The organism is Duganella guangzhouensis (assembly GCF_009674535.1).
GTDB lineage: Bacteria > Pseudomonadota > Gammaproteobacteria > Burkholderiales > Burkholderiaceae_D > Rugamonas > Rugamonas guangzhouensis.
Map to the genome: position 1 here is coordinate 91,694 of NZ_WKJK01000010.1, position 26,988 is coordinate 118,681.

Below are 26,988 nucleotides of genomic sequence, written 5' to 3' on the forward strand. Positions count from 1 at the left end.
CTACCATAAAGACACAACCACCGCCCGATAGGACGTGCATGACGTACCTGAACGACCTGCCTTTCGCGACGCTGCAGTTTTATACCACGGCGCCCTACCCTTGCAGCTACCTGGACGCGCGCCAGGCTCGCTCGCAGGTGGCTACGCCTTCGCATTTGATTAACGCCGACGTTTATTCCGAGCTGGTCAAGAACGGTTTCCGCCGCAGCGGCATCTTTACTTATCGTCCATATTGCGATGGTTGCCAGGCCTGCATCCCGGTGCGCGTAGTGGCCGATGAGTTCAAGCCCAACCGCACCCAGCGCCGCGCCTGGATCCGCCACGGCAACCTGATGGCCGGCGTCGCCACGCTATCGTTCTCCGACGAGCATTACGAACTGTATCTGCGCTACCAGAGCCGGCGCCATGCCGGCGGCGGCATGGACCAGGACAGCCGCGACCAGTACGCGCAATTCCTGCTGCAAAGCCGGGTCAACACGCGGCTGGTGGAATTCCGCGAGCCGGACGGTACGCTACGCATGGTCAGCATCATCGACGTACTGTCGGACGGGCTGTCGTCGGTGTACACCTTCTTCGATCCGGATATCGAAGGCGCCTCGTATGGCACCTTCAATGTGCTGTGGCAAATCGAGCAGGCGCGCGAGCTCAAGCTGCCGTATGTCTACCTCGGCTACTGGATCCAGGAAAGCCCGAAAATGTCCTATAAAACCAACTTCAAGCCGCTGGAAGCCCGCATCAAAGGCGTGTGGAGCGTGCTGGACGCCTGATAAAATACGGGCGAACTAACACCAGAGCGCCCCATGTCCAACAAATTCCTGTATTCCCTGGCCCGTCCAATGCTGTTCTCGATGGACGCCGAAGCGGCCCACCACTTCACCCTGCCCGCCCTGAAACGCGCCGCCGCGCTGGGACTGACCAAGCTGGTCGCCCAGCCCAAGGCCGATCCGCGCACCGTCATGGGCATCACGTTTAAAAACCCGGTCGGCCTGGCCGCCGGTCTGGACAAGGATGGCGCTTACATCGACGCGCTGGCCGACCTTGGTTTCGGCTCGATCGAAGTCGGCACCGTGACGCCGCGCGCGCAACCGGGCAATCCCAAGCCGCGCATGTTCCGCCTGCCGGAAGCGCACGCCATCATCAACCGCATGGGCTTCAACAACGGCGGCGTCGACGCTTTTGTCGCCAACGTGCAGGCATCACGCTTCTACCAGAACAAGGAAGGCGTGCTGGGCCTGAACATCGGCAAAAACGCCGACACCCCGATCGAGCGCGCCACCGACGATTATCTGCATTGCCTGGAAAAAGTGTATCCGTACGCCAGCTACGTCACGGTCAACATTTCCTCGCCCAACACCAAGAACCTGCGTCAGCTGCAGGGCGGCTCCGAGCTGGATGGCTTGCTCAGCACGCTGAAGGAGGCGCAGTTGCGCCTGGCCGACCAGTACCAGCGCTACGTACCGCTGGCCTTGAAGATCGCGCCGGACATGGATGGCGACCAGGTCAAGAACATCGCCGACGCGCTGATCCGTCACAAGATCGACGGCGTCATCGCCACCAACACCACGCTCAACCGCGACGCGGTGAATGGCATGCTGCATGGCGCCGAAGCGGGCGGCCTGTCGGGCGCGCCAGTGTTCCAGTTCTCGAACACCGTGATTCGGCTGCTCAAGGCCGAGTTGGGCGATGCGCTGCCGATCATCGGCGTCGGCGGCATCATGCAGGGCTCGGACGCGCGCGTGAAAATGGAGTGCGGCGCCCAGCTGGTGCAACTGTACAGCGGCCTGATCTACGCCGGCCCGGCGCTGATCAAGGACTGCGCCGACGCCTTGCGCGGCCGTTAAGAGCCGAATGGATCAGGTCCAACTGGGTGGCAGCCATCTGCACGTTTCCCGCATCTGCCTCGGCACGATGACCTGGGGCGAGCAGAACACCGAGGCCGACGCCCATAGCCAGCTCGACTACGCCGTCGAGCGCGGCATCAACTTTATCGACACCGCTGAAATGTACCCAGCGCCCTCGCGCGCCGAGACGCAGGGCACGAGCGAACGCCACCTTGGCAGCTGGCTGAAGAAGACCGGCCGACGCGACAAGATGGTGATCGCCACCAAAGCGGCCGGGCCGAACGCCAGCGTCACCTGGGTGCGCGGCGGACGGGCGCGCAACTTCGACGCCGCCAATCTGCGGGCGGCGGTCGAGACCAGTCTGCGGCGGCTGCAAATCGAGCATATCGATTTATACCAATTACACTGGCCCAGCCGCAACGTGCCGGTGTTTGGCAACAACGTCTTCCTGCCCAAGCGCGAGCGCGCCAGCGTGCCGATCGAAGACACACTGAGCGCGCTGGGCGACCTGATCAAAGAGGGCAAGATCGGCGCGATCGGCATCTCCAACGAATCCAACTGGGGCGTAAGCGAATTCATCAAGCAAAGCGAGCTGAAAGGCTTACCGCGCATCGCCACCATCCAGAACCTGTACAACCTGAGCGCGCGCGGCTTCGAGACCAGCCTGCTGGACGAAACCTGCTACCGCGACAACGTCAGCCTGCTGGCCTACAGCCCGCTGGCGTTCGGCCAACTGACCGGCAAATATCTCGACAATCCCAAAGCGCATGGCCGCCTGAGCCTGTTCCCACCGACCTGGAGCCCGCGCTACCTGCGTCCGGCGACAGTAGCGGCCGCAGCGCGCTACGCCCAACTGGCACGCGAGCACGGCCTGACACCAACACAACTGGCGCTGGCCTGGTGCTACAGCCGCTGGTTCGTCGCCGCCACCATCATCGGCGCGACCAGCCTGGAGCAGCTACAGCACAACATCGACGCCTACAGCATCCGCCTGCCGCTGGACCTGATCAAACAGATCGACCAAATCCACGCCACCATCACCAACCCCGGCCAATAAACTCCGGGGTCAGGTCCATCATTTCTACACGAGCTCAGCTGTAGCCGTACGGCTACAGCTGAGCTCGTGTAGAAATGATGGACCTGACCCCGTATTTTTTGGGGGTGGTGTTGAAGTGGCGCTGGAAAGCGGTGTTGAAGGCGGCCAGGCTGCGGTAGCCGCACGTCAGGGCGGCGTGGGTGACGCTGGCGCCGCTCGACAGGCTCACTATCGCGTGCAGCAGCCGCGCGCGCTGGCGCCAGGCTTCGATGGTTAATCCGGTTTCGCGTGGGAACAGGCGCTGCAGGGTGCGCAGGGTGGCGCCGCAGTCGGCCGCTAGTTCGCTTATCCCGCGCTCGTCGTCCGGGTTTGCTTGCCAGTGCTGGGCCAGTTTCAGGGCGCGGGTGTCGCGCGGCAGTGGCAGCGTCAGGTCTTCGGTTTCGGCGTTGAGCAGCAGTTCGATCAGCAGGCCGGCCAGCCGTTCGTGCGAGGGGTCGGCCGGCGTCAGCATGCCGATGCCGAGGATGTACAGGATCAGTTCGCGCAGCAGTGGCGCTACCGCGATTACCATCGGCGCTTCCGGCAACGGTACGGCGCGCGTGGCGGCGATGTAGAGCGTGCGCATGGCGACCGCGCTTTGCATGTCGATGCGGTGCTCCAGCCCTGCCGGCAGCCAGATCGCGCGCGTCGGCGGTGTCAACCAGGCGGCGTCGCGCGTCACTACCCGCATCACGCCAGAGGCGGCAAACACCAGTTGTCCCCAGCTATGGCTGTGCTCGCCGATGGCGGCGCCGGCGCGAAAGCTCAGCGCGAGTGTGCGGATGTCGTAACCGTCGCCGTCCACGCGCTCAGGGGAAGCGGAAGTCGGGCTCATATTGCATGGCACCGACCAAGTTGCCTTCGGTGTCTTCAAAGTAGATCAGCTCGCCCACGCCGTCGATCCGGTAGGGCTGCATCAGGATGCGGCCGCCACTGGCTTCGATCGCGGTCATGGTGGCGCGCAGGTCGGCTACGCCCATGCTGGCTTCGTAGCCACTCATGCGCACGCCAGGTGCCAGCTCGCGTCGCTGCTGCAGCGCGCCCAGCACACCCTGGCCGGCGTTCTTGATCTGGTAGAAGCCCGGCGGCCCCCACGGGTCGAAACGCCAGCCGAATACGCTTTCGTAAAAAGTGCGGGCGCGGCCGACGTCGTCGGCGTTGATGGCAAAGTGACGCAGGGTGGCTGGCATTTCGTTCTCCGCAAGAGTGGCGACCAAACCACTATAGTGCCGCCAACCTTGGCGCGCCACCGATGAAATGACAGTTTTTTACCTCTACACGCCACAAGGGTGGCGCTGTAACAACATTATTCAAAATTCATATATATTAATTTATAACGATTCGTGTCCGATCCGGGGGCTGGCATATAAGATTAGTTCATTACTGTAACTATAAAAGAAAGAGTTAACATGTTGAATCGCCGTACCGCACCACGCTTTGCCCTTGCTCCTTTGCCTCACGCCCTGCTGCTGGGCGGCCTGATGATGACCACGCTGCACGCCAGCGCCCAGGTCAGCGCGCCGGCCGATGGGGAGCTACAGTCGGTGGTGGTCACCGGTACGTATGCGAAGAATCGCCGCACCATCGATACCGAGTCGCCGGTCGATATCATCGGCGCCAAGGAGCTGCAGGCCAGCGGTTCGACCGAGCTGGCCACGGTGCTGGGCCGCGTGCTGCCGTCGCTGAATTTCCCGCGCCCGTCCGGCGCTGACGCGTCCGACGCGGTGCGCCCGGCCCAGCTGCGCGGCTTGTCGCCGGACCAGGTCCTGGTGCTGGTCAACGGCAAGCGCCGTCATACTTCTTCTGTGGTCAACGTCAACGGCACCCAGGGCCGTGGCTCGGCGCCGGTCGATCTGAACGCGATTCCGCTGTCGGCCATCGATCACATCGAGGTGCTGCGTGACGGCGCCGCCGCCCAGTACGGCTCGGACGCGATTGCCGGCGTCATCAACATCATTCTGAAAAAAGGCGCGGCTGGCGGCGAAGCCGAAGTCGGCTTTGGCGAATACCAGAAGCATGACGGCCGCGCCCGCTCGTTCCGCGGTTCGGGCGGCCTGAACCTGGGCGAGAACGGCTGGGTACGCCTGGCGGTGGATGTGGCCGACCGCGATCCAACCAACCGCGCCGGCGCCGATTACCGCAATCCGGCCGAGCCGCGCTACGGCCAGGTCAACCAGCGCTTCGGTGATCCGAAAACCAAACCGGCAACGCTGTTCGTCAACAGCGAGTACCACGTCAATGAGGACATCGACTGGTACGCCTTCGCCAACTACGGCCAGCGCGACACCTCGGCCGCCGCCACCTGGCGTACCGCCTATAACGGCACCGCGCTGCGTTCGGTGCTGTTCCCGCAAGGCTTCCTGCCGCTGGAAAACAGCCGCTCGACCGATGGCTCGCTGGTCACCGGCCTGCGCGGTGAAGTGTCGGGCTGGCGTTGGGATGTCAGCGCCAACTATGGCGAAAATGAATTCCGTCTGAACTTGGACAACACCGTCAACCAGGATCTGGGCGCATCCAGCCCTACCCACTTCTACGCCGGCCGCCTGAAGAGCTCGCAATCGCTGCTGAACGTGGACATCGCCAAGGACTTCCCGGTCGAAGCTTTCAGCGGCCCGCTGACGGTGGCGCTGGGCACCGAGTACCGCCGCGAGGTGTACGAGATCGGCGCCGGCGACGAAGCGTCCTACTACGGCAGCGGCGCGCAGGGCTTCTCCGGCTTCCGTCCGGTCAACGCCGGCAGCAACAGCCGCGACAACAAATCGGTGTATGCCAACTTTGAGGCCGAAATCACCAAGCAGTTCTCGGCCTCGGCCGCCGTGCGCCACGAGCGCTACAGCGACTTCGGCAACACCACCTCGGTCAAGGGCTCGACCCGCTACGCCTTCAACGACTGGATCTCGCTACGTGGCACCGCCTCGACCGGCTTCCGCGCACCGTCGCTGGCGCAGCAGTACTACACCATCACCACCACCAATTTCTCGGTGGTCAACGGCGTCAACACGCCAATCGAAACCGGCACCTTCGCGGTCGGTAGCGCCGCCGCCACCGCGCTCGGCGCGACGCCGCTGAAACCGGAGAAAGCCCGCAACTACAGCCTCGGCCTGCAACTGCAACCGACCCGCAACTGGACCACCACCATCGACGCCTACCGCATCGACATCGACGACCGCATCGCGCTGTCGGCCAACATGACGCTGAACCAGACGCTGAAAGACGCGCTGGCCGCACAAGGCATCCTGGTAGGCGCCGGCCGCTACTTCACCAACGCCATCGACACCCGCACCACCGGCTTCGATGTGTTGAGCACCTATCGCTGGGATACCAGCGGCGCCGGCCGTTTCGATTTCACCGCCGCCTACAATCACAACAAGAGCACGGTGGAAAACGTCAAAGCCAACCCGGCCATCCTGACCGCCAACGGCCTGACGCTGATCGACCGCCAGACCATCAACCGCATCACGGTCGGCTCGCCGAAGGACAAGCTGGGCCTGACCACCGACTGGGCGCTGGGTAACTGGGGCGCGCGCGCCGTGGTCACCCGCTACGGCAGCTTCACCGTGCCGCAGAATAACGCCGCGCTGGATCAGACCTACGATCCGCAATGGGTGCTGGACCTGTCGGGCAGCGTCAAGCTGAGCAAGGCGTGGCGTCTGAGCGCCGGTATCGACAACGTGACCAACCGTTATCCGGACCAGGTCACCTCGGCCGGCAACCTGAACACCAACGGCATCTACCCGTACAGCGGCTGGGCGCCTAACGGTTTCAACGGTCGCTACTACTACGCCAAGGCCAGCTACAGCTGGTAAGCCGGGTTAAAACTCTTCCCAGCCGCTCTCGCCACTCGCCGCCGTCGCGGCGGGCTTGGCCGGAGCGGTAATTTTTTTGGCCGGCGGCCGTGGACGCGCCGCCGCACTCACGGCGGCCGGAGCCCGCGCCACCGCCGGCTTGCGCGCCGGCAGCGCCGCATACGCTGGCTGTCCCGCCAGCTTGAACACGCTGACCGCCTGCGCCAGCAAATCCGCCTGATCGCGCATGCTTTGCGCCGCTGCGGCGGCTTCCTCCACCAACGCGGCATTCTGCTGCGTCACATCGTCGATCGAGACGATGGCCTGGTTGACCTGTTCAATGCCGGTGCTCTGCTCGCTGCTGGCGGCGCTAATCTGATGCATGATCTCGGCCACCTGCTGCACCGACTGCACAATGCTGTCCATGGTCGCGCCGGCCTGGTCGACCAACGCAGCGCCGGTGTCCACGGTTTCCACCGAATGGCTGATCAGTTCCTTGATCTCCTTGGCCGCCGCCGCCGAGCGCTGCGCCAGCGTCCGTACTTCCGACGCCACCACCGCGAAGCCCCTGCCCTGCTCGCCCGCGCGCGCCGCTTCCACCGCCGCGTTCAGCGCCAGAATGTTGGTCTGGAACGCAATGCCGTCAATCACGCTGATGATGTCGACAATTTTGCTAGAGCTTTCCTTGATCGCGCCCATGGTGCTGACCACTTCGCCCACCACCTGTCCGCCCTTGGTGGCGTACTCGCTGGCCGCGCCCACCAGCTTGGTCGCCTGACGCGCATGCTCGGCGTTCTGCGACACGGTGGACGTCAGTTCCTCCATCGACGACGCCGTTTCCTCCAGGCTGGATGCCTGCTGCTCGGTGCGCGACGACAGATCCAGATTGCCGCTGGCGATTTCATTCGAGGCGGTGGTGATGGTGTCGGTTCCCGAACGCACCTGGCCCACGGTGCGCGCCAGCGACTCGTTCATGTCGATCAGCGCGCGCAGCAACTGGCCGGTTTCGTCGGTGGTGTTGCATTCCATTTGCATGGTCAGATCGCCGCCGGCCACCGCCTGCGCCATGCCCACGGCGCGATTCAGCGGCTGCGTGATGCTGCGCGTAATCACATACAGCACCCACGCCGCCAGCGCGGCCGCGACCACGGTCAGCAAAATCATGGTGGTGCGCGAACTGAAGTAAGCCTGCTCCGCCACCGCGCTGGCGTTCTCGATGGCCGCGTTCTGGAACTTGACCATGTCGGTCAGCGCATTCAGGTAGGCGGTCTGTTCCTTGCGCACCGTGGTCAGCAGATATTTGACCACTTCATCGCGCTTGCTGGCGTCGGCCGACATCGACACAAAGGCGGTCTGCACCACCAGATATTTTTCGCGCGCGTCCAGCACCGCCTGCAGCTTGGCCTTGCTTTCAGGTTCGTTGTCATCGGCGATCAGCTTGCCCAGCTTGTCGAGCCGCTCGGCGTTTTCGATTTTGCGCTTCTCCACCCGTTCCAGCTCGGCCTTGACCACGGCCGGATCGGTGGACAGCATGGCGTTGCGCATGGCGCGGGCAATATCGTTCAGACCGCCTATCGTTTCGTAAGCCAGTATCACCTTGGGCACCTTGTCGATGGCCAAATCCTTGGTGTTGTGGTTGAGCTTGCCGAGGTTGCTGATGCCGGTGACGGCAATGCCGATCATGAAGAGGATCGCCACGCCCAGACCGGCCGCCAGGCGGTAGCCGATTTTCCAATTACCGAAACCCATGATGTGTCCCCCGCAGTTGGATGCAAGCAACCAGTATATGGGCAGACACCGGGCGCGGCCGGGGAAAATTTGACGATTGTCCTGCCGCCGCCACAGTGCTGTAGCGGCAGCAATATTGTCAGACCGTTTCGCCGTTGTTGAGTGCGGCGTCGATGTCGGCGCGGCTCAGGTCCGGCGCGAACTGCTGGATGAAGTGGTAGGCGTAGGAACGCAGGTAAGCACCCTTGCGCACCGCCAGCCGGGTGGTGTTCTGCGCGAACAGGTGCGAGGCCTCGACCGCGCGCATGCCCTTGTCGCGGCCGTGATCAAACGCCATCGAGGCGACAATGCCAACGCCCAGGCCGAGCGACACGTACTGCTTGATGACGTCCGAGTCCATCGCCGTCAGCACGATGTCCGGCTTGACGCCGGCATTGGCGAACGCCGCGTCGATGTGACCACGGCCGGTGAAGCCGACGTCATAGGTAATCAGCGGGAACTCGGCCAGGTCTTCCAGCTTGATCGGCGAGCGCGCCAGCAGCGGATGGCCGTCCGGCACCACGATCAAATGGCTCCAGCGGTAGCACGGGAACGACACCAGATCCGGGAACTGCGACAAACCCTCGGTGGCAATACCGATATCGGTCTTGCCGGACAAAATCCATTCCGCGATATGCTCGGGCGCGCTCTGCTGCAGAGCGATGCGCACGTCCGGATAGGCGGTGCGGAAGCTCTGCACCACTTTCGGCAGCGCATAGCGCGCCTGGGTGTGGGTCGCCGCCACGCTCAGCGTGCCGCTTTGCTGGCCGGTGTATTCCAGGCTGGCCTGCTGCAGATTCTCGGCCTCGATCAACAGTCGGTCGATGATTTTCAGGATGCCCTTGCCCGGCTCGGTCATGCCGGTCAGGCGCTTGCCGTTACGTTCGAAGATGACCACGCCCAGTTCGTCTTCCAGTTCGCGGATCTGGCGCGACACGCCAGGCTGCGAGGTGAACAGGGCATTCGCCACTTCGGTCAGGTTATAGCCGCGACGGGCGGCTTCGCGGATGGACCGCAGCTGTTGAAAATTCATATGGATGCTCCTTCGTCCACGAACACGCGCAGGCGTTTCGGACGCACCACCAGGGTCTCGCCTTCTTTCAGGCCGAGGCTGCTGAAACGTTCGTTCGGGATCACTGCTTCAATCAATTCGGCGTTGTCGCCGCGTTCCAGGTCCAGCTGGGCCAGCGGGCCGATCGCGTGCGCGCGGCGCAGCTTGACCACAATGCCTTCGGCGCCCGGCGTGTAGCGGTCCACGTCCAGCTCGTGCGGCCGGACGTAGGCCGTGCCCTTGCCACCAGCGCCAGGCTGGCCCGGCACGTTGAAGCTGGCGTCGCCGCTGGCCAGCACGCCATCTTCGACGCGGCCGTGGAACACGTTGACGTTGCCCAGGAAGCCGTACACGAACGGCGAGGCCGGGTGGTTGTACACCTCGTCCGGCGCGCCGATCTGCTCGACGTTACCCTTGTTCATCAGCACCACCTGGTCGGCCACTTCCAGCGCCTCTTCCTGGTCGTGGGTGACGAAGATCGAGGTCACATGCAGTTCGTCGTGCAGGCGACGCAGCCAGCGGCGCAGTTCCTTGCGCACCTTGGCGTCCAGCGCGCCGAACGGTTCGTCCAGCAGCAGCACGCGCGGTTCAACGGCCAGCGCGCGCGCCAGGGCGATCCGCTGACGCTGACCGCCGGACAGCTGCGGCGGATAGCGGTCGGCCAGCCAATCCAGCTGCACCAGTTCCAGCAGATCCTTGACCTTACGGCGGATCTGCTCTTCCGACGGACGCTCGGAACGCTTCTTGACGCGCAGGCCGAAGGCGACGTTTTCAAACACCGTCATGTGCTTGAACAGCGCGTAGTGCTGGAACACGAAGCCAACCTGACGCTCGCGCACGTGACTGCTGGAAGCATCCTGCCCCTCCAGCAGCACCTGGCCCGAATCCGGATGTTCCAGACCGGCGATGCAACGCAGCAGCGTGGTCTTGCCGCAGCCGGACGGGCCCAGCAGCGCGGTCAGTTCGCCTTGCGGGAAGTCCAGCGAGATATTGTTAAGCGCGACGAAATCGCCAAAGCGCTTGTTGATGTTTTTAACTTGGATCGTCATGGTATTACTCCGAAGTGCGTGCGTCGTCGGCGACGGATTCGTTCAGGCGCCAGGCGATAAAGGATTTCACGACCAGCGTCACCAGCGCCAGCAGAGCCAGCAGGGACGCCACGGCAAAGGCGGCGGCAAAGTTGTATTCGTTGTACAGAATCTCGACCTGCAGCGGCATGGTGTTGGTCTCGCCACGGATGTGGCCGGACACCACCGACACCGCGCCAAACTCACCCATGGCACGGGCGTTACACAGGATCACGCCATACAGCAGCCCCCACTTGATGTTCGGCAGCGTGACGCGGCGGAAGGTATCCCAGCCGGACGCGCCCAGCACGATGGCGGCCTCTTCCTCTTCACTGCCCTGGGCCTGCATCAGCGGAATCAGCTCGCGCGCCACAAACGGGAAAGTGACGAAGATGGTGGCCAGCACGATGCCCGGCACCGCGAACAGGATCTTAATGTCGTGGTCCATCAGCCATGGGCCGAAATAACCCTGGGCACCGAACAGCAGCACGTAGATCAGACCGGAGATCACCGGCGATACCGAGAACGGCAGGTCGATCAAGGTCAGCAGCAGACTCTTGCCACGGAACTCGAACTTGGCGATACACCACGAGGCGGCGACGCCAAACACCAGATTCAGCGGCACAGCGATCACCGCTGTAATCAGGGTCAGCTTGATGGCCGAAATCGCGTCTTCCTCGACGATGGCGGCGAGATAGGCATCCCAGCCTTTTTTCAGCGCTTCATAGAATACCGAGACCAGCGGCACGAACAGGAACAGCGTCAGGAACAGCAGCGCGATGGCGATCAGCACGCCGCGCACCCAGCGCGGTTCCAGAATGTCCGCCTTCGACGGCAGTTCGCCACGGCGCACTTGAGTAACAGGAGCTCCGCTCATTTTATTTATCCGACTTTCCGCGAGCCCAGGCTTGCAACAGGTTGATGGCCAACAGCAGGATGAAGGAGACCACCAGCATCACTACCGCGATCGCGGTGGCGCCGGCATAGTCGTATTGCTCCAGCTTGGTAATAATGAACAGCGGCGTGATTTCCGACACCATCGGCATATTGCCGGCGATGAAGATCACCGAGCCGTATTCGCCGGTGGCGCGGGCGAAGGCCAGCGCGAAGCCAGTCATCAGCGACGGCAGAATGGTCGGGAACACCACGCGCGAGAAGGTTTGCCAGGCGTTGGCGCCCAGGCTGGCGGCGGCCTCTTCCAGTTCGCGCTCGGCATCTTCCAGCACCGGCTGCACGGTACGCACCACGAATGGCAGACCGATGAAGGTCAGCGCGATCACCACACCGATGGGCGTGAACGCCACCTTGATGCCCCACTCGCCTTCGATATAGCGGCCGAGCCAGCCGTTTGCCGAATACAGCGCGGTCAGCGTGATGCCGGCCACGGCGGTCGGCAGCGCGAACGGCAGATCGACCAGCGCGTCCACAATGCGTTTGCCAGGGAATTCATAACGCACCAGCACCCAGGCCACAATCCCGCCAAAGATGACATTAATAAAGGCCCCCAGCAGCGAGGCGCCAAACGTCAGCTTGTAAGAAGCCAGCACGCGGGCCGAGGTCACTGTGGCCCAGAACGACTCCCAAGTCAGGGTGAAAGTCTTGAGGAACACGGCCGACAGCGGGATCAGGACGATCAGCGTCAGATAGAAAATGGTGAATCCCAGCGACAGCCGGAAACCCGGCATGACGCGGAATGGTGCGCCCTTGGCGACCACTGGCGTGCCAGTGGCGGGCGCGGCGAGAACTGCAGACATGGAGGCTCCCTTATTACAAATCCTTCTATAAGGGCGCCATAATCTCACCTCGGCTTCATATTACAAACGAAGCATTTCTCATGTTGTTATGAGTTTCGGATATATAGATTAGAAAATCAGCTTGGCGGCTACAGCCACCAATGTGCAGGCCAGCAGCACGCGCAACAGGCGCTCCGGCACAGAGCGGGCGGCGTAGGCGCCCAGGGTAATGCCGGGCACCGAACCGACCAGCAGAGTCAGCAACAGCGTCCAGTCGATCGAGCCCAGCCACCAGTGGCCGAAGGCCGCAATCGCGGTCAGCGGCACCGCGTAGGCGATGTCGGTGCCGGCCACTTCGGCGGCGGTCAGGCGCGGGTACAGCATCACCAGCAGCGTGGCGCCAATCGCGCCGGCGCCAATCGAGGATACCGTCACCAGTATGCCCAGCACGGCGCCACTGAAGATGGTTGCGTTGCGCAGCGCGGCGCCCTGCAGCTGGCGCTCGGGGTGGGCGGTGATCCAGGCCAGCATCTTGCGCTTGAACAGCAGCGCAACCACAGTCAGCAGCACCGAGGTGGCGATCATATAGCGGATGATCTGGCCGATTTCCTGGTTAAGGGTGCCGAAATGTTTGAGGGAAAGCGAGGCCAATACGGCCGCCGGCAAGGCGCCCAGGCACAGCAGTCGCACGATGTCCCAATGGACGGTGCCGCGCATGCGGTGGGTGAAAGTGCCTACCCCTTTGGTCAGGGAGGCGAAGGCGAGATCGGTGCCGACCGCAACGGCCGGGTGTATGCCAAACAGCAAGGTTAGCAGCGGGGTCATCAGGGAACCACCGCCGACGCCGGTCATGCCGACCAGCAGGCCTACTGCAAAACCAGATGCAACAAACTGCAAATCCATAGAATTTCCCCAAAGTAGCCCCGAAGGGTAACTACTGAGGGGAAATTTCCAAACAACGGAAAACTTATAAGCTTATTTGTTCGGTTGTGGCGTCACGCGCAGGTATGGACGCTCGGCGGTGTAGCCTTTTGGATACTTCTGCTTCAGAACCTCTGGATCCTGCACGGTCAGCGGGATGATGACGTCATCGCCATCTTTCCAGTTGCCCGGCGTGGCCACGGTGTAGCCGTCGGTCAGTTGCAGCGCATCGATTACGCGCAGCACTTCGTCGAAGTTACGGCCGGTCGACATTGGATAAGTGATGCTCAGACGTACTTTCTTGTTCGGGTCGATGACAAACAGCGTGCGCACGGTGGCGGTAGCCGAGGCTTCCGGATGGATCATGTCATACAGCGTCGCCACTTTACGGTCGGCGTCGGCGATGATCGGGAAACCAACCACGGTTTTCTGGGTCTCTTCGATATCCTTGATCCACGCGGCGTGCGACTCGGCCGGGTCAACCGACAGCGCGATCGCCTTGACGTTGCGCTTGTCGAACTCAGGCTTCAGCTTGGCGGTCAGGCCCAGTTCGGTGGTGCAGACCGGGGTGAAATCCGCCGGGTGCGAGAACAGCACCACCCACGAATTGCCAGCCCACTCGTGGAACTTCAGTTTGCCGATCGACGAGTCTTGTTCAAAATCAGGCGCGGTATCGCCCAGACGAATAGTCATAGTTGTTCTCCAGAGTAGAAAAGGTCACGCGGACAATGTTGCATTGTGCGCTTGCTCTGCCAGAAAATACAAGGTTTCCAGCCCTTCGGGCCAATCGCCCAGGCCGGACTCGGCATTGATATGGCCGAGCGGACCGCCGTTGATGAAGCGGCTCTGCCAGCGCCGCGCCCACAGCTCGGCGCGCGGTGCCGCCATCCACGGATCGTTGGTGCTGCCCACCATGATCGACGGCACCTCCAGGGCTTGCTGCGGCAACAGGCCGGCGACGTTGAATTTGTCGGGATCGGCCGGCGCCACCAGCAGCACGCCGGCCACGCCTTCCGCATCGCGTGCCACGCTGTGCACCGTGGCCAGCGCGCCGAAGCTGTGGCCGACGATCAGCAGCGGGCGGCCGTCCTTGCCGCGCCGGCGCAGCTCGTCCACCCGAGCCGACCAGCGCGGCAAATCCGGCACTTCCCAGTCATCCTGCTGCACCCGCTCGAACGCGGGGAACAGGTGTTGCCAGCGACTTTGCCAGTGCTCCGGTCCGCTGTTGTGCAACCCAGGGGCAATCAGAACACGAAATTCGGCAAGGACGCTGTGCATGACAATTACTTGTTAGGCTGATAGATCTGGTCGAACAGACCACCATCGGCGAAGTGGGTCTTCTGCGCCTTGGTCCAGTCGCCAGCCACGTCGGCCAGGGTGAACAGCTTCACTTTCGGGAACTGAGCAGCGTATTTCTTGGCCGCTTTCTCGGTGCCTGGACGGTAGTAGTTCTTGGCGATGATGTCCTGGGCTTCGTCGGTGTAGAGGAAGTTCAGGTAAGCCTCCGCCACTTTGCGGGTGCCGCGCTTGTCGACCACTTTGTCGACCACGGCCACTGGCGGCTCAGCCAGGATCGAGACCGAAGGCGCGACGATGTCGAACTTGGTTGGACCCAGTTCCTTGATCGCCAACAGGGCTTCGTTTTCCCAGGCGATCAGCACGTCACCAATGCCGCGCTCGACGAAGGTGGTGGTGGCGCCACGGGCGCCGGAATCCAGCACCGGCACGTTTTTGTACAGCTTGGTCAGGTAGTCCTTGGCCGACGCTTCGCTGCCGCCTGGCTGGCGCAGTGCGTAGCCGTAGGCGGCCAAGTGGTTCCAACGGGCGCCGCCCGAGGTTTTTGGATTCGGGGTGATGACCGACACGCCTGGTTTGATCAGGTCGTTCCAGTCCTTGATGCCTTTAGGATTGCCCTTGCGGACCAGGAACACGATGGTCGAGGTGTATGGGGTGCTGTTCTGCGGCAGTTTTTTCTGCCAGTCCGGCGACAGCAGCTTGTGTTCGGCAATGGCGTCGATGTCATAGGCCAGCGCCAGCGAAACCACGTCGGCTTCCAGGCCGTCGATCACGGCGCGGCCCTGTTTGCCCGAGCCGCCGTGCGATTGTTTGATCTTGACCGTGTCGCCGGTCTTGGCTTTCCACTCTTTGGCGAATGCCGTGTTGACGTCCTGATACAGCTCGCGCGTCGGATCGTAGGATACGTTCAGCAGCGAGATCTCCGCAGCCAGCACTGGCGCAACAGCGGAAATGGCAAGAACGGCAGCGGCAATGATTTTTTTCGACAGCATTGGATTCCCCTAGTAGTGAAGGGCTCCAGATTACCGTTGCGACTTATAAATTAAAACGAAGCTTTTGGCAGTTCAATATACAGAAAAATCATATGAAACGATTGTAAAGCACGACCGCCCAGGTGGCTATAGCCAGCAAACAGCTCAGCAACACCGCCGCGCTGCCGAAATCCTTGGCATTTTTGGACAAGGGATGGCGTTCCAGCGACACCCGGTCAACCACCGCCTCGATGGAAGAGTTAATCAGTTCAACGATCAAAATCAGCATCAGCACGCCGATCAGCACCAGTTTTTCAAATGCCGAAATGCGCAGCACCATGGCAATGATGGCGCCGACCACGAACACCGTCACTTCCTGGCGGAACGCGTGCTCGTGCTTCCAGGCCGACTTGAAGCCGTCGATCGAGTACCAGAAGGCGCTGTAGATACGCTTGAGGCCGCTTTTGCTTTTGAATTCGCTGACAGGGTCCATGATTTAGCAACAAACTAAGAATGTGACATTATGCACCACCCCGCAGTTTTCCACATTATGGTATAAATGAGGTATTGAATACCGCACCGCACCAACCACATCATGAAAATCGAAACCGTTCCCGAGCAAAAGACCACTATCCAGGTGATCGAGCGCATGGTGGCGCTGCTCGATGCCCTGGCCAAGTATCCGGACCCCGTCAGCCTCAAGGAATTGTCGCGCGTCTCGGGGCTACACCCATCGACCGCCCACCGCATTTTGAATGACATGGTGGTCACCCGCTTTGTCGACCGGGTCGAACCCGGCACCTACCGGCTCGGCATGCGGCTGCTGGAATTGGGCAATGTGGTCAAGAGCCGGCTGTCGGTGCGGGAGGCCGCGCTGGACTTCATGCGTGCACTGCACAAAAAAACCCAGCAAACCGTCAACCTGTCGGTGCGGCAAGGCGACGAGATCGTCTACATCGACCGCGCCTTCTCCGAACGCTCCGGCATGCAGGTGGTGCGCGCCATCGGCGGCCGCGGCCCGCTGCACCTGACCTCGACCGGCAAGCTGTTCCTGTCGGTGGACGAGCCGAAAGCCATCCGCGCCTATGCGACGCGCACCGGCCTCGCTGGGCACAACAAGAATTCGATCACGGATTTGGGCAAGCTGGAGCGTGAGCTCGGCCTGGTGAAGTCACGCGGCTACTCGCGTGACAATGAAGAGCTGGAACTGGGCGTGCGCTGCATGGCCGCCGGCATCTACGACGACAGCGGCAAGCTGATTGCCGGGCTGTCGATCTCGGCGCCGGCCGACCGTCTGCAGGAAGAGTGGCTGGACGATCTGGTGGTCACCGCCGGCCAGATCTCCGCCACGCTGGGTTACATCCCGGTCGAATAAGGCGTAGCGACCGCGCTGCTGCCGCCCAGGCTGGCGGGACGCAGCGCTTCCAGCCACTTGCGCATGCGGCCGGCGTCGGCGGTCCGCGATTGCTTGCCCTTGGAATCCAGGAACACCATGATCACCGCGCGGCCTTCGATCACCGCCTGCATCATCAGGCAGCGCCCGGCTTCGTTGATGAAGCCGGTTTTCTGCAGGCCGATCGCCCAGTCCGGGCTGGCCACCAGATGGTTGGTGGTGCCGAATTGCATAGGACGGCCGTTGCTCAGCTCGACCGTGGCTTTCGGATCGGTCGAGTATTGGCGCAGCACCGGTTGCTGATACGCCGCCATCGCCAGCTTGGCCAGATCGCGCGCGCTAGCCACATTCATCTTCGACAAGCCGTTGGAATCGACGTAATGGGTATCGGTCATGCCCAGTTCGCGCGCCTTGGCGTTCATCGCCTCGACAAAGGCCGGGCGGCCACCCGGATAGTTGCGGCCCAGCGCGGAGGCGGCGCGGTTTTCCGAACTCATCAAGGCGATGTGCAGCATATTGGCGCGGCTCATCTGCGTGCCCACCTTCAGGCGCGAGCTGCTGAATTTTTCGCGGTCGACGTCCTCGTCGGTGACGGTCAGGATTTCATCCATGTCCTGTTTGGCTTCCACCACGATCAGGCCGGTCATCATCTTGGTGATCGAGGCGATCGGCAGCGCGATGTTGGAATTCTTTTCAAACAGCACTTCCGAATTGGCCTGGTCCAGCACCAGCGCCACATTCGATTTCAGGTCGAGCGGATCGCTGGTCTTGCTCAGACCGGCCAGATCGCCCATGGTTGGCATTGCCGGCGCTGCGGCCAGCACGCGCTGGTAGACCACCTTGCGCTTGCCGTTGACCTTGATGACGCGCTTGATCACGCGCTCGCCGTTATCTGCGGCGGCAACACGCACCGCCACCTTCTTTTTCACCTGATGTTTTTTGGGCGCGGCGCCACTGTCTGTTGCCGGTGCCGCCACGGCGGCAGTTGCAAACGTCAGCGAGATGAGCGCGCTTAATGCGAGTTTAATCATTCGTATCCCCAAAAAAAATTCAACCAATACCCGTTGCAGTGTAGCAAAACGCTGCGCGAGCGCAAGAACATTTAACCTTCTCGGCACCAATGGTTGTGTCTACGCAATATAGGAAAAAGTAAGCTAGTCCTATTCGACAAATTTAACAAATTCTGCGACCGCCATGCGCTCCGTGATCAACGAATTTTCAATTTTGCTCATATCCGCCACACCCAGCGCCATGCCACACACCACAGTTTCGCTGTCCGGCAACGCCAATTGCTCGCTGATGATGCGGTGGTACTGCGTGAAAGCGGCCTGCGGACAGGTATCCAGCCCGCGTCCGCGCGCCGCCACCATGATGTTTTGCAGAAACATTCCATAATCCAGCCATGAGCCCTGCTCCATCACGCGGTCGATGGTGAAGATCAGGCCGACCGGGGCGTCGAAGAAGGCGTAATTGCGGCCGTGCTGGGCGGCCATGCCGGCCTTGTTGTCGCGCGTCAGGCCCAGCAGCGCATACAAATCCCAGCCGACCTTGCGGCGGCGATCAATATAAGGCGATACCCACTGCTGCGGATAGTAGGCGTACTCTTCAGTGTGCTGGCTGGCCAGCGCCGGATCGTTGTGCACGGCCAGAATGGCGTCCGACAATTGCTGCTTGCGCTCGCCCTGCAGCACATACACTTTCCACGGCTGGGTATTGGTGCCCGATGGCGCGCGCGCCGCCACCTGCAGAATGGCGGCGATGTCCTCGTGCGCCACCGGGGTCGGCAGGAAAGCCCGAATCGAGCGACGCGACGTGATAGCGGCATCGACAGCCTGCTGCTGGGGACTGGAAATCATGCTTCCTCGCTCAGTTGGACTTCTTGACCACAAAGATCACGCCGGTGACCGCCAATAACATGCCGGCCATGCCGAGGGCGTTGAACGCTTCGCCAAACATCAGCCAGGCCATGATAGCGGTAGTCGGCGGCGTCAGATACATCAAACTGGTCACCTGGGTGGCGTCATTTCTGCGGATTAGCGCGAACAACAGGAAAATCGCGCCGATGGACAGACCCAATACCGACCACAGCAAGGCGCCGATAAAGCGCGGCGTCCACTGCACCGCAGCAAAATCCGGGCCAAGTCCTTCGAAATACATGGCCAGCGGCAAGATGAGCACGGCCGACGCAGCAAACTGGATCACCGTGCCGACGCGCAGGTCGAATTGCGGGCAATGGCGCTTCTGATATAGCGTGCCGGTCGTGATCGAAACCAGTGCAAGCACGCACAATAGTATGGCTTGCGGCGTCAATCCGACCAGCTGGATCTTGGCGGCCACCACCAGCCCTACTCCGGCGATGCCAAAGAGCAAGCCCAGCCACTGGCGTGGGCGCACTTTCTCACCGATCAAGGGCGCGGCGAACGCGGTCAGAATCGGTTGCATGCCGACGATCAATGCCGACAACCCGGCCGGCATGCCCTGCTTGATGGCGCACCAGACGCCGATCAGATAACCGGCCTGTACCAGCAACCCGGCCAGCGCGATCTGCGGAATCTTGCCGTGCGGCCAAGGCGCGCGCAGCAGCAACACCGCCGGCACCAGGAAGACCAACACGCCCAGGAAGCGTAGCAACAGGAAAGTTAGCGGTGGCGCGTACGGCAGGCCGAACTTGGCGACGATGAAGCCACTGCTCCATAAAACCACGAAAAACAGCGGTAACGGCGACAAAAAACTGGCGTGCCGGGCGGCGGGCACGGCGTTGGTGGTTTCGGGCATCGGAATAACTAGTGATCTAAAAGGCAATCGGCGCCGAAAAGCGGCGCCGACTAAGCTGGGATGCAGTCTAACATGGCGGCCGATTTCCCACCGGGAACCCGCATTTTTCCTCATACCAAAGACATAGTTCCAAATGCAAACATTTCCCGAAGATAAAGTGGAGGTTCTTTGATGCAACGCACAAAAAATCGCTTGACTTAATTTCTGAAGGCCGTAAAATCGGGTTTGTTGCGTTGCACAATTTGTTGTTCGGTCTGAAACGTAGTTTGGCTCGTAGTTTGGCTGTTTCGCGCCGACGTAGAAACACAGGCAGTACTCACTCAACTATTTTTCTGGAGATCCACATGTTTTCGATTCCTGAGCAATTTTCCAATGCGACTAAAGCTAATTTCGAAGCCCAATTCGCTATTTTCTCGACCCTGACCAATAAAGCATTTGAAGGCGTGGAGAAATTCGTCGATTTGAACCTGACCGCCGCCAAAGCGTCGCTGGAAGAATCGTCGGCCACCACCAAGCAATTGCTGGCTGCTAAAGATCCACAAGAATTCTTCTCGCTGGCCTCCGCTCAGGCTCAACCAAGCGCTGAAAAAACCATCGCTTACGGCCGTCACCTGGCAACCATCGCCACCAGCACCGGCGCGGAATTCAGCAAAGCCGCTGAAACCCAAATCGCAGAAACCAACCGCAAAGTGATTTCGCTGGTTGAAGAAGTGAGCAAAAACGCTCCAGCCGGCACCGAAAATGCCGTGGCCCTGTTTAAATCGGCAATCGGCAATGCCAACGCCGGTTACGAGCAATTCACCAAAACCGCCAAACAAGCTGTAGAAACTCTGGAAAGCAACCTGAGCTCGGCCGTGAATCAATTCACCACCGCCGCCGCGAAAGCAGCGCCAAAGAAATAAACTGGAATAAATCGGCACGGTAGGGTGCCGTATCCCGTTTAACAGGTCTCCTCGAAAGCCCCGGTTTATACCGGGGCTTTTTTTATTCCCGCCGCACTCTGCCTGTCAGCCAGAAAACAGCTTATACACGCCAATTTCTAGCATGACAAGGGCGATAAAAAAGCCGCGCTAGGCGGCTTTTCTGGGGCTTGGGGGGCTTATTCGCCCAGGTAAGCGGCCTTGACGCGGGGATCGTCCAGCATGTCCTGGGCGTTGCCGCTCATGGTGATATTGCCGGAGTCCATCACGTAACCGCGATGGGCGGCTTGCAGTGCGAGTTTCGCATTTTGTTCCACCAGCAGGATCGTAATCCCTTCCTTGGAAACATTGCGGATCACTTCGAAAATCTTTTCCACCATAATCGGCGATAAACCCATCGATGGCTCATCCAATAACAGCAGTTTTGGATGGCACATTAATGCGCGTGCCATTGCCAGCATTTGCTGCTCACCACCCGATAAAGTACCGGCCAATTGCTGCGCGCGTTCTTTTAAACGCGGGAATACATCAAACCATTTGGCAATATCAGATTCAACGCCGGCTTTATCGTTGCGGGTATAAGCACCCATCATCAGATTTTCCTGAATAGTCATGCGCGTAAATACGCCACGACCTTCCGGCACCATCGCCAGTTTCTTTTCGACTAAATGAAAGGATTTAGTTCCTTTCAGCGTTTCGCCTTGATAAGTAATCGTACCTTCGACTTTACATGGCGGCAGCGTGCCGGTAATGGCTTTCAGCGTGGTGGTTTTACCAGCACCATTGGCGCCAATCAGCGCGATTAATTCGCCCTGATTTACTTCGAGGTCAATACCTTTAACGGCCTTGATGCCGCCATATGCGACTTTCAGTCCCGATACTTTAAGAACGTTGTCGCTCATTAATGCGATCCTCCCAGGTAGGCGTCAATCACCGCCTGATTGCTTTGTATTTCCGCCGGCAAGCCTTCGGCTATCGGTTTACCGTATTCCAGCACCATCAGCCGGTCGCATAAACCCATCATCATCTTGACATCGTGTTCAATTAACAACACCGTCTTACCCTGCTCTTTGATCTTGATCAATAGTTCGCGCAGTGCCAGTTTCTCGGTGGCGTTCATGCCGGCCGCCGGCTCGTCCAGCGCCAGCAGTTGCGGATCGGTCGCCAGCGCGCGGGCGATTTCCAAGCGGCGCTGGTCGCCGTAGGACAGGAATTTCGAGGTGCGGTTGGCAAACTGACCAATGCCGACGAAATCCAGCAGTTCCTGCGCACGCTTGCGGATCGACGCTTCTTCCTCGCGTGCCGCCTTGTGGCGGAAAATCGCGCCAAACACGCCCTGCTTCGAGCGCACGTGACGGCCGACCATGACGTTTTCCAGCGCCGTCATCTCGCCAAACAGGCGGATGTTCTGGAAGGTACGGGCGATGCCGGCCTTGGCCACCTCATGCGGCGCCGACGGCGAATACGGCTTGCCGGCCAGCTCGAAGGTACCGGTGTCCGGCTGGTACAAGCCGGTGATGACGTTAAAGAAAGTGGTTTTGCCGGCGCCATTCGGGCCGATCAGGCCATAAATCTGGCCTTTCATGATCTTGATGCCAACCTCGGTCAGCGCCTGCAAGCCGCCAAAACGCTTGTTGACGCCGTCGATGTGGAGAATTACCTGTTCAGTCATTGTTGTCTCTTCCTCAAGCCGCGATCACGCCGGACGATTGATTCTTGGTGTCGGAATCGCCATCCGGGCGATCTTCATGCTTGGGCGCGGGCCACAGGCCGGCCGGACGATTCAGCATGATCAGCACCATGGCCAGGCCGTACAGCAGCTGACGCAGCACTTCCGCCTCGATCAGCACGTGACCGAACAGTTTCTCCTGCAGCGGCTCCACTACGTGTCGCAGCACTTCCGGCAAGGCCGCCAGCAGCGCGCCGCCCATGATGACGCCCGGAATATGGCCTATGCCGCCCAGCACCACCATCGCCAGCACCGCGATCGACTCGGTCAGCGAGAACGATTCCGGCGACACAAAGCCCTGGAACGACGCAAACATGGCACCGGCCACGCCGCCGAACGAGGCGCCCATCGAAAACGCCAGCAGTTTGACGTTGCGGGTATTGATGCCCATCGCCTTGGCGGCGATCTCATCCTCACGGATCGCCACCCAGGCGCGGCCCAGGCGCGAATGCTGCAGGCGCGAGGTGACAAAGATCACCGCAATGCACAACACCAGGAACAGGAAGTAATACGCGTTCACCGACGGCATGCCATAGCCACCGACAAACACGGTGGCGCGCGAACCGGCCTCGCCGGCCAGGTTGACGCCAAACACCTTGATCGGGTCGATCAGGTTGATGCCCTGCGGACCATTGGTGAAGTTGATCGGCTCGTTCAGGTTGTTCATGAAGATACGGATGATCTCACCGAAGCCCAGCGTCACGATGGCCAGGTAGTCGCCGCGCAATTTCAGCGTCGGCGCGCCCAGCAGCGCGCCAAAGAAGGCCGCCAGCAAGGCCGCCAGCGGCACGATCAACCATACCGACAGGTGGATGCCGTTCTGCTGGATCTCCGGCCCCAGCAGCGCCACCAGGGTATCGCCCAGCACCGGATACTGGTTGATCACCGATTCCAGCAAGGCGGCAAACTGCGGCGAAGCCAACAGGCCGGCCAGGTAGGCGCCCACCGCGTAGAAAGCGATATAGCCGAGGTCCAGCAGGCCGGCAAAGCCGACCACGATGTTCAGGCCCAGCGCCAGCATGATGTACAGCAACGCCATATCGGCGATCCGCACCCAGGAATTACCGAATTGCGAGGCAAAGAACGGGAAGATGATCAGCAAGCCCAGCAACAGCGCCATGCTGGTGTAAGCCTGGCGCGGATTGCGGGTGGTGTCGAAACTCAGAATAGCCATGTTATCTCCTCCTTACGCACGGTCAGCCACGCGCTCGCCCATGATGCCGGACGGACGCACCGTCAGCACCAGGATCAGCACCACAAACGCGAAGATGTCCTGATAGTGGCTGCCGAGGAAGCCGCCGGTCAGGTCGCCGATATAGCCGGCACCCAGGCTTTCAATAATGCCCAGCACAATGCCGCCCACCATGGCGCCATAGATATTGCCGATGCCGCCCAGCACTGCGGCGCAGAAAGCTTTCAAGCCCGGCAAGAAGCCCATCGAGAACTGAATCGACGCATAGTTGGCGCCCCACATCACACCAGCCACCGCCGCCAGCGCCGCGCCCAGCGCGAAGGTGATGACGATGACTTTGTTCGAATCCACGCCCATCAGGCCGGCAACGCGCGGGTTTTCCGCCGTGGCGCGCATGGCGCGGCCCATGCGGGTTTTTTCCACCAGCAGCACCAGACCAGTCATCGACAGCAACGCCAGCGCCAGCAGCAGAATCTGGGTCGGGGTGATGACGGCGCCGCCCAGCATCACCGGGTCGGAAGGCAACAGTTGCGGGAACGGCAGCGGGTTGCGGCCCCAGATCATCATCGCAAACGTGTTCAGCAGCGTCGACACGCCGATCGCGGTGATCAGCGGCGCCAGCCGTGGCGCATTGCGCAGGCGGCGGTAAGCGATGCGCTCGATCAGCACATTGACCAGCATGCACACCGGCACCGAGCCGCCAATGGCAATCGCCAGCTTGACGTAGCCCGGCAGGTTCGGCGCGTGTTCATTCAGGATGTTGAGGATGGTTAAGCCGGCCATCGCGCCTATCATCAGCACATCGCCGTGGGCGAAGTTGATCAGATTCAGCACGCCGTACACCATGGTGTACCCCAGCGCGACCAGTGCGTACATGCTGCCCAGCACTAGCCCGTTAATAATTTGTTGGATAAAAGTATCCATGCTTTGCCTTTACCTTTGTTATGCGTGGTCATGTAACAAAAACGGCACCCCGGATGTCCCGGTAGTGCCGCCGTTGACTACACGTTCACGTTGCAAGTTTCATGCCTGATCGGTGTCTCCGCCGCCTCGGTTTATTAAGCCGAAACAGCAACTTTTTAGAGCGAGGCAAATGATAGCGAGAATTCCTAAAAACTAATCGCGGAATAACGCGAACGAAGCTAAATTATATTCCGTTTCGTATGAAACCAGATTAGACGACGCCCTCAGTTGGTGCAACCTTCAGACCACCATCCAGCCCCTTGGGCAGTGGGAAGGTGACATTTTCCTCCACGCCCTCCAGCGGCCGCACGCTGCGCACGCCCAATTCCTTGAGCCGGTCGATCACTGCCTGGACCAGGACTTCAGGTGCCGAGGCGCCGGCGGTCACACCCACCCGCAGCTTGCCGTCCAGCCATTCCGGCTTGATCTGCGTCGCGTTATCGACCATATAGGCCGGCGTGCCCTTCTTTTCCGCCACTTCGCGCAGGCGGTTGGAGTTCGAGCTGTTCGGGCTACCGACCACGATCACCACTTCCACCTGCGGCGCCATGAACTTGACGGCTTCCTGGCGGTTGGTGGTGGCGTAGCAGATATCGCCCTTCTTCGGTTCAATGATGGCCGGGAACTTGGCTTTCAGCGCGGCGATGATGTCGGCGGTGTCGTCCACCGACAGCGTGGTCTGCGACACATAGGCCAGCTGTTCCGGCTTGGAGACTTGGAGCTTTGCCACGTCGTCCACGGTTTCCACCAGATACATGCCCTCGTCGGTCTGGCCCATGGTGCCTTCGACCTCGGGGTGGCCATCGTGGCCGATCATGATGATCTCGCAGCCCTGCTTGCGCATCTTGGCCACTTCCACGTGCACCTTGGTGACCAGCGGACAGGTGGCGTCAAAGATGCTGAAGCCGCGCGCGGCGGCCTCGGCACGCACCGCCTGCGACACGCCGTGCGCCGAAAACACCAGCGTCTGGCCGGCCGGCACTTCGCTCAGGTCTTCGATGAACACCGCGCCCTTGGCGCGCAAGTCGGACACCACATAGGCGTTGTGGACGATTTCATGGCGCACATAAATCGGCGCGCCAAACTGCTGCAACGCGCGCTCGACGATTTCAATCGCGCGGTCGACGCCGGCGCAAAAGCCGCGCGGCTGGGCCAACAGAAGTTCTTTATCGCTCATGCGATCCTCACAGCACGGAAATCAGTTGCACTTCAAACTTGACCGGCTGGCCGGCCAGCGGATGGTTGAAGTCGAACAAGCACAGTTCATCGCCCAGCTCGCGCAGGATGCCGGCAAAGCGGCCACCGCCCGGCGCGGCGAAGTCGACCAGGTCGCCGATCTGGTAATCGGCGTCCGGCGCCGAATTCTCGTTCAGCGTGGCGCGCGTAACTTGGCGAATCAGCTCCGGATTGCGCGGGCCGAAGGCCACGCCTGGTTCCAGCTCGAATGTCTTGTGCGTGCCTTCCGGCAGGCCGAGCAACAATTCCTCCAGTACCGGCGCCAGCTGGCCCTGGCCCATCAGCAGCGTGGCCGGGGTGGCGCCAAAGGTGGTGACGATATCGGTGCCGTCCTGGGAGGCCAGACGGTAGTTCAGGGTGAGATACGACGACGCGGTGACAACAGGTTGCTCGTTAGACATGACGTAAGCTTGGATGATCTGACAAAGCCCATATTGTAAGCCACCTTTGATCCGCATCGTCTTCTCCACCCGCCGCTGATGCAAAGTAAATGCTGATTTAAGGAGAATCATCATGCGCATAGTCGATTGGCCGATGGAAAAACGCCCGCGCGAGCGGCTGATACGGGAAGGCGCGCAGGCGCTGTCGGAGGCCGAGCTGCTGGCGATCTTCCTGCGCACCGGCGTCAGCGGCAAGGACGCGGTCCAGCTGGGGCATGAAATGATGCACCATTTTGGGTCGCTGCAAAGGCTGTTCGGCGCCACCCTGCCGGAGTTCGCCGCGCTGCACGGCCTGGGGCCGGCCAAGTTTGCGCAATTGCAAGCGGTGATGGAGCTGGCGCGGCGTGCGATTCTGGAAGAAATTCAGGCCGGCGCTACGCTGAGCTCGCCGCGCGCGGTCAAGGAATACCTGCGCACGACGTTTGCCGGCAAACCGTTCGAATCGTTCCACGTGCTGTTTCTGGACGTGAAAAATCGCCTGATCGACGCTAAGGAATTGTTTCGCGGCACCCTGACCCACACCTCGGTCTACCCGCGTGAAGTGGTCAAGGAAGCGCTGGCGCGCAATGCCGCCAGCGTCATGCTGGCCCACAATCATCCGTCCGGCACGCCGGAGCCCAGCGAATCGGATCTGCTGCTGACGCGCGCGCTGATACAGGCGCTGGCGCTGGTGGATATCCGCATCCTCGACCATTTTGTGGTCGCCGGGCATCAAATCCACTCCTTTGCCGAGCATGGACAACTGTAAGTTTACCCCTATGCGCTCAAGGGTTTACGAACGAATTCACAATTGTTAAATTTTCGCAGATACTCAAGACACCATTGTTTTTCGT

At 61.0% G+C, this 26,988-nt stretch carries 28 protein-coding genes; 7 read left to right on the top strand and 21 right to left on the bottom strand.

Annotated features, from left to right (window positions below; all coding sequences use genetic code 11):
• Positions 1-38 precede the first annotated feature (38 nt).
• Genes GJ699_RS19420 through GJ699_RS19430 form a run of 3 tightly spaced genes read left to right on the top strand, consistent with a single transcriptional unit; the run spans position 39 to position 2,898 of the window.
• On the top strand, positions 39-767 hold the full coding sequence (locus GJ699_RS19420) for an arginyltransferase (protein WP_154379302.1): 729 nt from the start codon (positions 39-41) through the stop codon (positions 765-767).
• Positions 768-800: 33 nt separating this feature from the next.
• A complete protein-coding gene (locus GJ699_RS19425) occupies positions 801-1,841 on the top strand; it encodes a quinone-dependent dihydroorotate dehydrogenase (protein WP_154379305.1) in 1,041 nt (346 codons plus the stop codon).
• 7 nt (positions 1,842-1,848) lie between these two features.
• The gene (locus GJ699_RS19430; protein ID WP_154379307.1) at positions 1,849-2,898 is read left to right on the top strand and encodes an aldo/keto reductase; all 1,050 of its coding nucleotides are present in this window, start codon (positions 1,849-1,851) and stop codon (positions 2,896-2,898) included.
• A 52-nt stretch (positions 2,899-2,950) separates the two neighbouring features.
• Here GJ699_RS19430 and GJ699_RS19435 read toward each other — a convergent pair whose 3' ends face one another.
• Both GJ699_RS19435 and GJ699_RS19440 read right to left on the bottom strand, forming a co-directional pair.
• Positions 2,951-3,751 (bottom strand): AraC family transcriptional regulator, encoded by an 801-nt coding sequence (locus GJ699_RS19435; protein ID WP_154379309.1) that lies wholly within the window; start codon positions 3,749-3,751, stop codon positions 2,951-2,953.
• On the bottom strand, positions 3,726-4,106 hold the full coding sequence (locus GJ699_RS19440; protein ID WP_154379311.1) for a VOC family protein: 381 nt from the start codon (positions 4,104-4,106) through the stop codon (positions 3,726-3,728). The genes GJ699_RS19435 and GJ699_RS19440 overlap by 26 nt, the downstream gene beginning before the upstream one ends.
• Positions 4,107-4,325: 219 nt before the next feature.
• Between GJ699_RS19440 and GJ699_RS19445 the strand changes: the two genes are divergently transcribed.
• A complete protein-coding gene (locus tag GJ699_RS19445; protein WP_195763592.1) occupies positions 4,326-6,722 on the top strand; it encodes a TonB-dependent receptor plug domain-containing protein in 2,397 nt (798 codons plus the stop codon).
• A gap of 6 nt (positions 6,723-6,728) precedes the next feature.
• Here the strand turns inward: GJ699_RS19445 and GJ699_RS19450 are convergent, their stop codons facing one another.
• From GJ699_RS19450 to GJ699_RS19495, 10 genes are all read right to left on the bottom strand, one after another.
• Positions 6,729-8,450: a methyl-accepting chemotaxis protein gene (locus tag GJ699_RS19450; RefSeq protein WP_154379313.1), complete on the bottom strand. Its 1,722-nt coding sequence runs from the start codon at positions 8,448-8,450 to the stop codon at positions 6,729-6,731.
• 118 nt (positions 8,451-8,568) lie between these two features.
• A complete protein-coding gene (locus GJ699_RS19455) occupies positions 8,569-9,501 on the bottom strand; it encodes a CysB family HTH-type transcriptional regulator (RefSeq protein ID WP_154379315.1) in 933 nt (310 codons plus the stop codon).
• Complete coding sequence (locus tag GJ699_RS19460; protein ID WP_154379317.1) at positions 9,498-10,568, bottom strand: sulfate/molybdate ABC transporter ATP-binding protein; 1,071 nt, start codon at positions 10,566-10,568, stop codon at positions 9,498-9,500. The genes GJ699_RS19455 and GJ699_RS19460 overlap by 4 nt, the downstream gene beginning before the upstream one ends.
• A 4-nt stretch (positions 10,569-10,572) precedes the next feature.
• Complete coding sequence (cysW, locus tag GJ699_RS19465) at positions 10,573-11,463, bottom strand: sulfate ABC transporter permease subunit CysW (RefSeq protein WP_154379319.1); 891 nt, start codon at positions 11,461-11,463, stop codon at positions 10,573-10,575.
• A gap of 1 nt (position 11,464) precedes the next feature.
• A complete protein-coding gene (gene cysT / locus GJ699_RS19470; RefSeq protein ID WP_229262184.1) occupies positions 11,465-12,340 on the bottom strand; it encodes a sulfate ABC transporter permease subunit CysT in 876 nt (291 codons plus the stop codon).
• A gap of 108 nt (positions 12,341-12,448) precedes the next feature.
• Positions 12,449-13,222 carry a sulfite exporter TauE/SafE family protein gene (locus GJ699_RS19475; RefSeq protein WP_154379321.1) on the bottom strand — a complete coding sequence of 258 codons (774 nt, stop codon included), beginning with the start codon at positions 13,220-13,222 and terminating at the stop codon, positions 12,449-12,451.
• Positions 13,223-13,294: 72 nt separating this feature from the next.
• Positions 13,295-13,933, bottom strand: coding sequence for a peroxiredoxin (locus GJ699_RS19480; protein WP_154379323.1), 639 nt, complete (start codon positions 13,931-13,933; stop codon positions 13,295-13,297).
• 24 nt (positions 13,934-13,957) lie between these two features.
• Positions 13,958-14,518 (bottom strand): RBBP9/YdeN family alpha/beta hydrolase, encoded by a 561-nt coding sequence (locus GJ699_RS19485; protein WP_154379325.1) that lies wholly within the window; start codon positions 14,516-14,518, stop codon positions 13,958-13,960.
• Between the two features lie 5 nt (positions 14,519-14,523).
• Positions 14,524-15,528 (bottom strand): sulfate ABC transporter substrate-binding protein, encoded by a 1,005-nt coding sequence (locus GJ699_RS19490; protein ID WP_154379327.1) that lies wholly within the window; start codon positions 15,526-15,528, stop codon positions 14,524-14,526.
• Between the two features lie 88 nt (positions 15,529-15,616).
• Complete coding sequence (locus GJ699_RS19495) at positions 15,617-16,000, bottom strand: diacylglycerol kinase (RefSeq protein ID WP_154379329.1); 384 nt, start codon at positions 15,998-16,000, stop codon at positions 15,617-15,619.
• 102 nt (positions 16,001-16,102) lie between these two features.
• Here GJ699_RS19495 and GJ699_RS19500 point away from each other — a divergent pair, with 102 nt between their 5' ends.
• Complete coding sequence (locus GJ699_RS19500) at positions 16,103-16,882, top strand: IclR family transcriptional regulator (RefSeq protein ID WP_154379331.1); 780 nt, start codon at positions 16,103-16,105, stop codon at positions 16,880-16,882.
• Here the strand turns inward: GJ699_RS19500 and pbpG are convergent.
• The 3 genes from pbpG to GJ699_RS19515 form a co-directional block, all read right to left on the bottom strand.
• Entirely contained in the window at positions 16,864-17,931 is a 1,068-nt protein-coding gene (gene pbpG / locus GJ699_RS19505) for a D-alanyl-D-alanine endopeptidase (RefSeq protein WP_154379333.1), read from the bottom strand. The genes GJ699_RS19500 and pbpG overlap by 19 nt on opposite strands.
• A 129-nt stretch (positions 17,932-18,060) precedes the next feature.
• The gene (locus GJ699_RS19510) at positions 18,061-18,756 is read right to left on the bottom strand and encodes a nitroreductase (RefSeq protein ID WP_154379335.1); all 696 of its coding nucleotides are present in this window, start codon (positions 18,754-18,756) and stop codon (positions 18,061-18,063) included.
• Between the two features lie 10 nt (positions 18,757-18,766).
• Positions 18,767-19,675, bottom strand: coding sequence for a DMT family transporter (locus GJ699_RS19515; protein ID WP_154379337.1), 909 nt, complete (start codon positions 19,673-19,675; stop codon positions 18,767-18,769).
• A 344-nt stretch (positions 19,676-20,019) separates the two neighbouring features.
• On the opposite strand from GJ699_RS19515, the gene GJ699_RS19520 reads away from it, so the two are divergent.
• Positions 20,020-20,577, top strand: a complete 558-nt coding sequence (locus GJ699_RS19520) for a phasin family protein (RefSeq protein ID WP_154379339.1) — start codon at positions 20,020-20,022, stop codon at positions 20,575-20,577.
• A 197-nt stretch (positions 20,578-20,774) separates the two neighbouring features.
• Here the strand turns inward: GJ699_RS19520 and GJ699_RS19525 are convergent, their stop codons facing one another.
• From GJ699_RS19525 to GJ699_RS19550, 6 genes are all read right to left on the bottom strand, one after another.
• Positions 20,775-21,497 carry an ABC transporter ATP-binding protein gene (locus tag GJ699_RS19525; protein WP_154379341.1) on the bottom strand — a complete coding sequence of 241 codons (723 nt, stop codon included), beginning with the start codon at positions 21,495-21,497 and terminating at the stop codon, positions 20,775-20,777.
• The gene (locus GJ699_RS19530; protein WP_154379343.1) at positions 21,497-22,267 is read right to left on the bottom strand and encodes an ABC transporter ATP-binding protein; all 771 of its coding nucleotides are present in this window, start codon (positions 22,265-22,267) and stop codon (positions 21,497-21,499) included. The genes GJ699_RS19525 and GJ699_RS19530 overlap by 1 nt, the downstream gene beginning before the upstream one ends.
• Before the next feature lie 13 nt (positions 22,268-22,280).
• Positions 22,281-23,498, bottom strand: a complete 1,218-nt coding sequence (locus GJ699_RS19535) for an ABC transporter permease subunit (protein WP_154379345.1) — start codon at positions 23,496-23,498, stop codon at positions 22,281-22,283.
• 12 nt (positions 23,499-23,510) lie between these two features.
• Positions 23,511-24,440, bottom strand: coding sequence for a branched-chain amino acid ABC transporter permease (locus tag GJ699_RS19540; RefSeq protein WP_154379347.1), 930 nt, complete (start codon positions 24,438-24,440; stop codon positions 23,511-23,513).
• Between the two features lie 250 nt (positions 24,441-24,690).
• Positions 24,691-25,656: a 4-hydroxy-3-methylbut-2-enyl diphosphate reductase gene (gene ispH / locus GJ699_RS19545; protein ID WP_154379349.1), complete on the bottom strand. Its 966-nt coding sequence runs from the start codon at positions 25,654-25,656 to the stop codon at positions 24,691-24,693.
• A gap of 7 nt (positions 25,657-25,663) precedes the next feature.
• The gene (locus tag GJ699_RS19550) at positions 25,664-26,116 is read right to left on the bottom strand and encodes an FKBP-type peptidyl-prolyl cis-trans isomerase (protein ID WP_154379351.1); all 453 of its coding nucleotides are present in this window, start codon (positions 26,114-26,116) and stop codon (positions 25,664-25,666) included.
• Positions 26,117-26,228: 112 nt separating this feature from the next.
• Between GJ699_RS19550 and radC the strand changes: the two genes are divergently transcribed.
• A complete protein-coding gene (radC, locus tag GJ699_RS19555) occupies positions 26,229-26,903 on the top strand; it encodes a RadC family protein (protein WP_154379353.1) in 675 nt (224 codons plus the stop codon).
• The last annotated feature ends 85 nt before the right edge of the window (positions 26,904-26,988 follow it).

What these genes read in the sequence shown, in the direction of transcription:
- pbpG (WP_154379333.1), bottom strand. Translation starts at nt 17,931, where the DNA reads ATGATTAAACTCGCATTAAGCGCGCTCATCTCGCTGACGTTTGCAACT.
- GJ699_RS19520 (WP_154379339.1), top strand. Translation starts at nt 20,020, where the DNA reads ATGTTTTCGATTCCTGAGCAATTTTCCAATGCGACTAAAGCTAATTTC.
- GJ699_RS19490 (WP_154379327.1), bottom strand. Translation starts at nt 15,528, where the DNA reads ATGCTGTCGAAAAAAATCATTGCCGCTGCCGTTCTTGCCATTTCCGCT.
- GJ699_RS19540 (WP_154379347.1), bottom strand. Translation starts at nt 24,440, where the DNA reads ATGGATACTTTTATCCAACAAATTATTAACGGGCTAGTGCTGGGCAGC.
- GJ699_RS19445 (WP_195763592.1), top strand. Translation starts at nt 4,326, where the DNA reads ATGTTGAATCGCCGTACCGCACCACGCTTTGCCCTTGCTCCTTTGCCT.
- GJ699_RS19430 (WP_154379307.1), top strand. Translation starts at nt 1,849, where the DNA reads ATGGATCAGGTCCAACTGGGTGGCAGCCATCTGCACGTTTCCCGCATC.
- GJ699_RS19550 (WP_154379351.1), bottom strand. Translation starts at nt 26,116, where the DNA reads ATGTCTAACGAGCAACCTGTTGTCACCGCGTCGTCGTATCTCACCCTG.
- GJ699_RS19495 (WP_154379329.1), bottom strand. Translation starts at nt 16,000, where the DNA reads ATGGACCCTGTCAGCGAATTCAAAAGCAAAAGCGGCCTCAAGCGTATC.
- GJ699_RS19485 (WP_154379325.1), bottom strand. Translation starts at nt 14,518, where the DNA reads ATGCACAGCGTCCTTGCCGAATTTCGTGTTCTGATTGCCCCTGGGTTG.
- radC (WP_154379353.1), top strand. Translation starts at nt 26,229, where the DNA reads ATGCGCATAGTCGATTGGCCGATGGAAAAACGCCCGCGCGAGCGGCTG.
- GJ699_RS19425 (WP_154379305.1), top strand. Translation starts at nt 801, where the DNA reads ATGTCCAACAAATTCCTGTATTCCCTGGCCCGTCCAATGCTGTTCTCG.
- GJ699_RS19435 (WP_154379309.1), bottom strand. Translation starts at nt 3,751, where the DNA reads ATGAGCCCGACTTCCGCTTCCCCTGAGCGCGTGGACGGCGACGGTTAC.
- cysT (WP_229262184.1), bottom strand. Translation starts at nt 12,340, where the DNA reads ATGTCTGCAGTTCTCGCCGCGCCCGCCACTGGCACGCCAGTGGTCGCC.
- GJ699_RS19440 (WP_154379311.1), bottom strand. Translation starts at nt 4,106, where the DNA reads ATGCCAGCCACCCTGCGTCACTTTGCCATCAACGCCGACGACGTCGGC.
- GJ699_RS19420 (WP_154379302.1), top strand. Translation starts at nt 39, where the DNA reads ATGACGTACCTGAACGACCTGCCTTTCGCGACGCTGCAGTTTTATACC.
- GJ699_RS19455 (WP_154379315.1), bottom strand. Translation starts at nt 9,501, where the DNA reads ATGAATTTTCAACAGCTGCGGTCCATCCGCGAAGCCGCCCGTCGCGGC.
- GJ699_RS19525 (WP_154379341.1), bottom strand. Translation starts at nt 21,497, where the DNA reads ATGAGCGACAACGTTCTTAAAGTATCGGGACTGAAAGTCGCATATGGC.
- GJ699_RS19530 (WP_154379343.1), bottom strand. Translation starts at nt 22,267, where the DNA reads ATGACTGAACAGGTAATTCTCCACATCGACGGCGTCAACAAGCGTTTT.
- GJ699_RS19450 (WP_154379313.1), bottom strand. Translation starts at nt 8,450, where the DNA reads ATGGGTTTCGGTAATTGGAAAATCGGCTACCGCCTGGCGGCCGGTCTG.
- GJ699_RS19480 (WP_154379323.1), bottom strand. Translation starts at nt 13,933, where the DNA reads ATGACTATTCGTCTGGGCGATACCGCGCCTGATTTTGAACAAGACTCG.
- GJ699_RS19535 (WP_154379345.1), bottom strand. Translation starts at nt 23,498, where the DNA reads ATGGCTATTCTGAGTTTCGACACCACCCGCAATCCGCGCCAGGCTTAC.
- ispH (WP_154379349.1), bottom strand. Translation starts at nt 25,656, where the DNA reads ATGAGCGATAAAGAACTTCTGTTGGCCCAGCCGCGCGGCTTTTGCGCC.
- GJ699_RS19510 (WP_154379335.1), bottom strand. Translation starts at nt 18,756, where the DNA reads ATGATTTCCAGTCCCCAGCAGCAGGCTGTCGATGCCGCTATCACGTCG.
- GJ699_RS19500 (WP_154379331.1), top strand. Translation starts at nt 16,103, where the DNA reads ATGAAAATCGAAACCGTTCCCGAGCAAAAGACCACTATCCAGGTGATC.
- cysW (WP_154379319.1), bottom strand. Translation starts at nt 11,463, where the DNA reads ATGAGCGGAGCTCCTGTTACTCAAGTGCGCCGTGGCGAACTGCCGTCG.
- GJ699_RS19515 (WP_154379337.1), bottom strand. Translation starts at nt 19,675, where the DNA reads ATGCCCGAAACCACCAACGCCGTGCCCGCCGCCCGGCACGCCAGTTTT.
- GJ699_RS19460 (WP_154379317.1), bottom strand. Translation starts at nt 10,568, where the DNA reads ATGACGATCCAAGTTAAAAACATCAACAAGCGCTTTGGCGATTTCGTC.
- GJ699_RS19475 (WP_154379321.1), bottom strand. Translation starts at nt 13,222, where the DNA reads ATGGATTTGCAGTTTGTTGCATCTGGTTTTGCAGTAGGCCTGCTGGTC.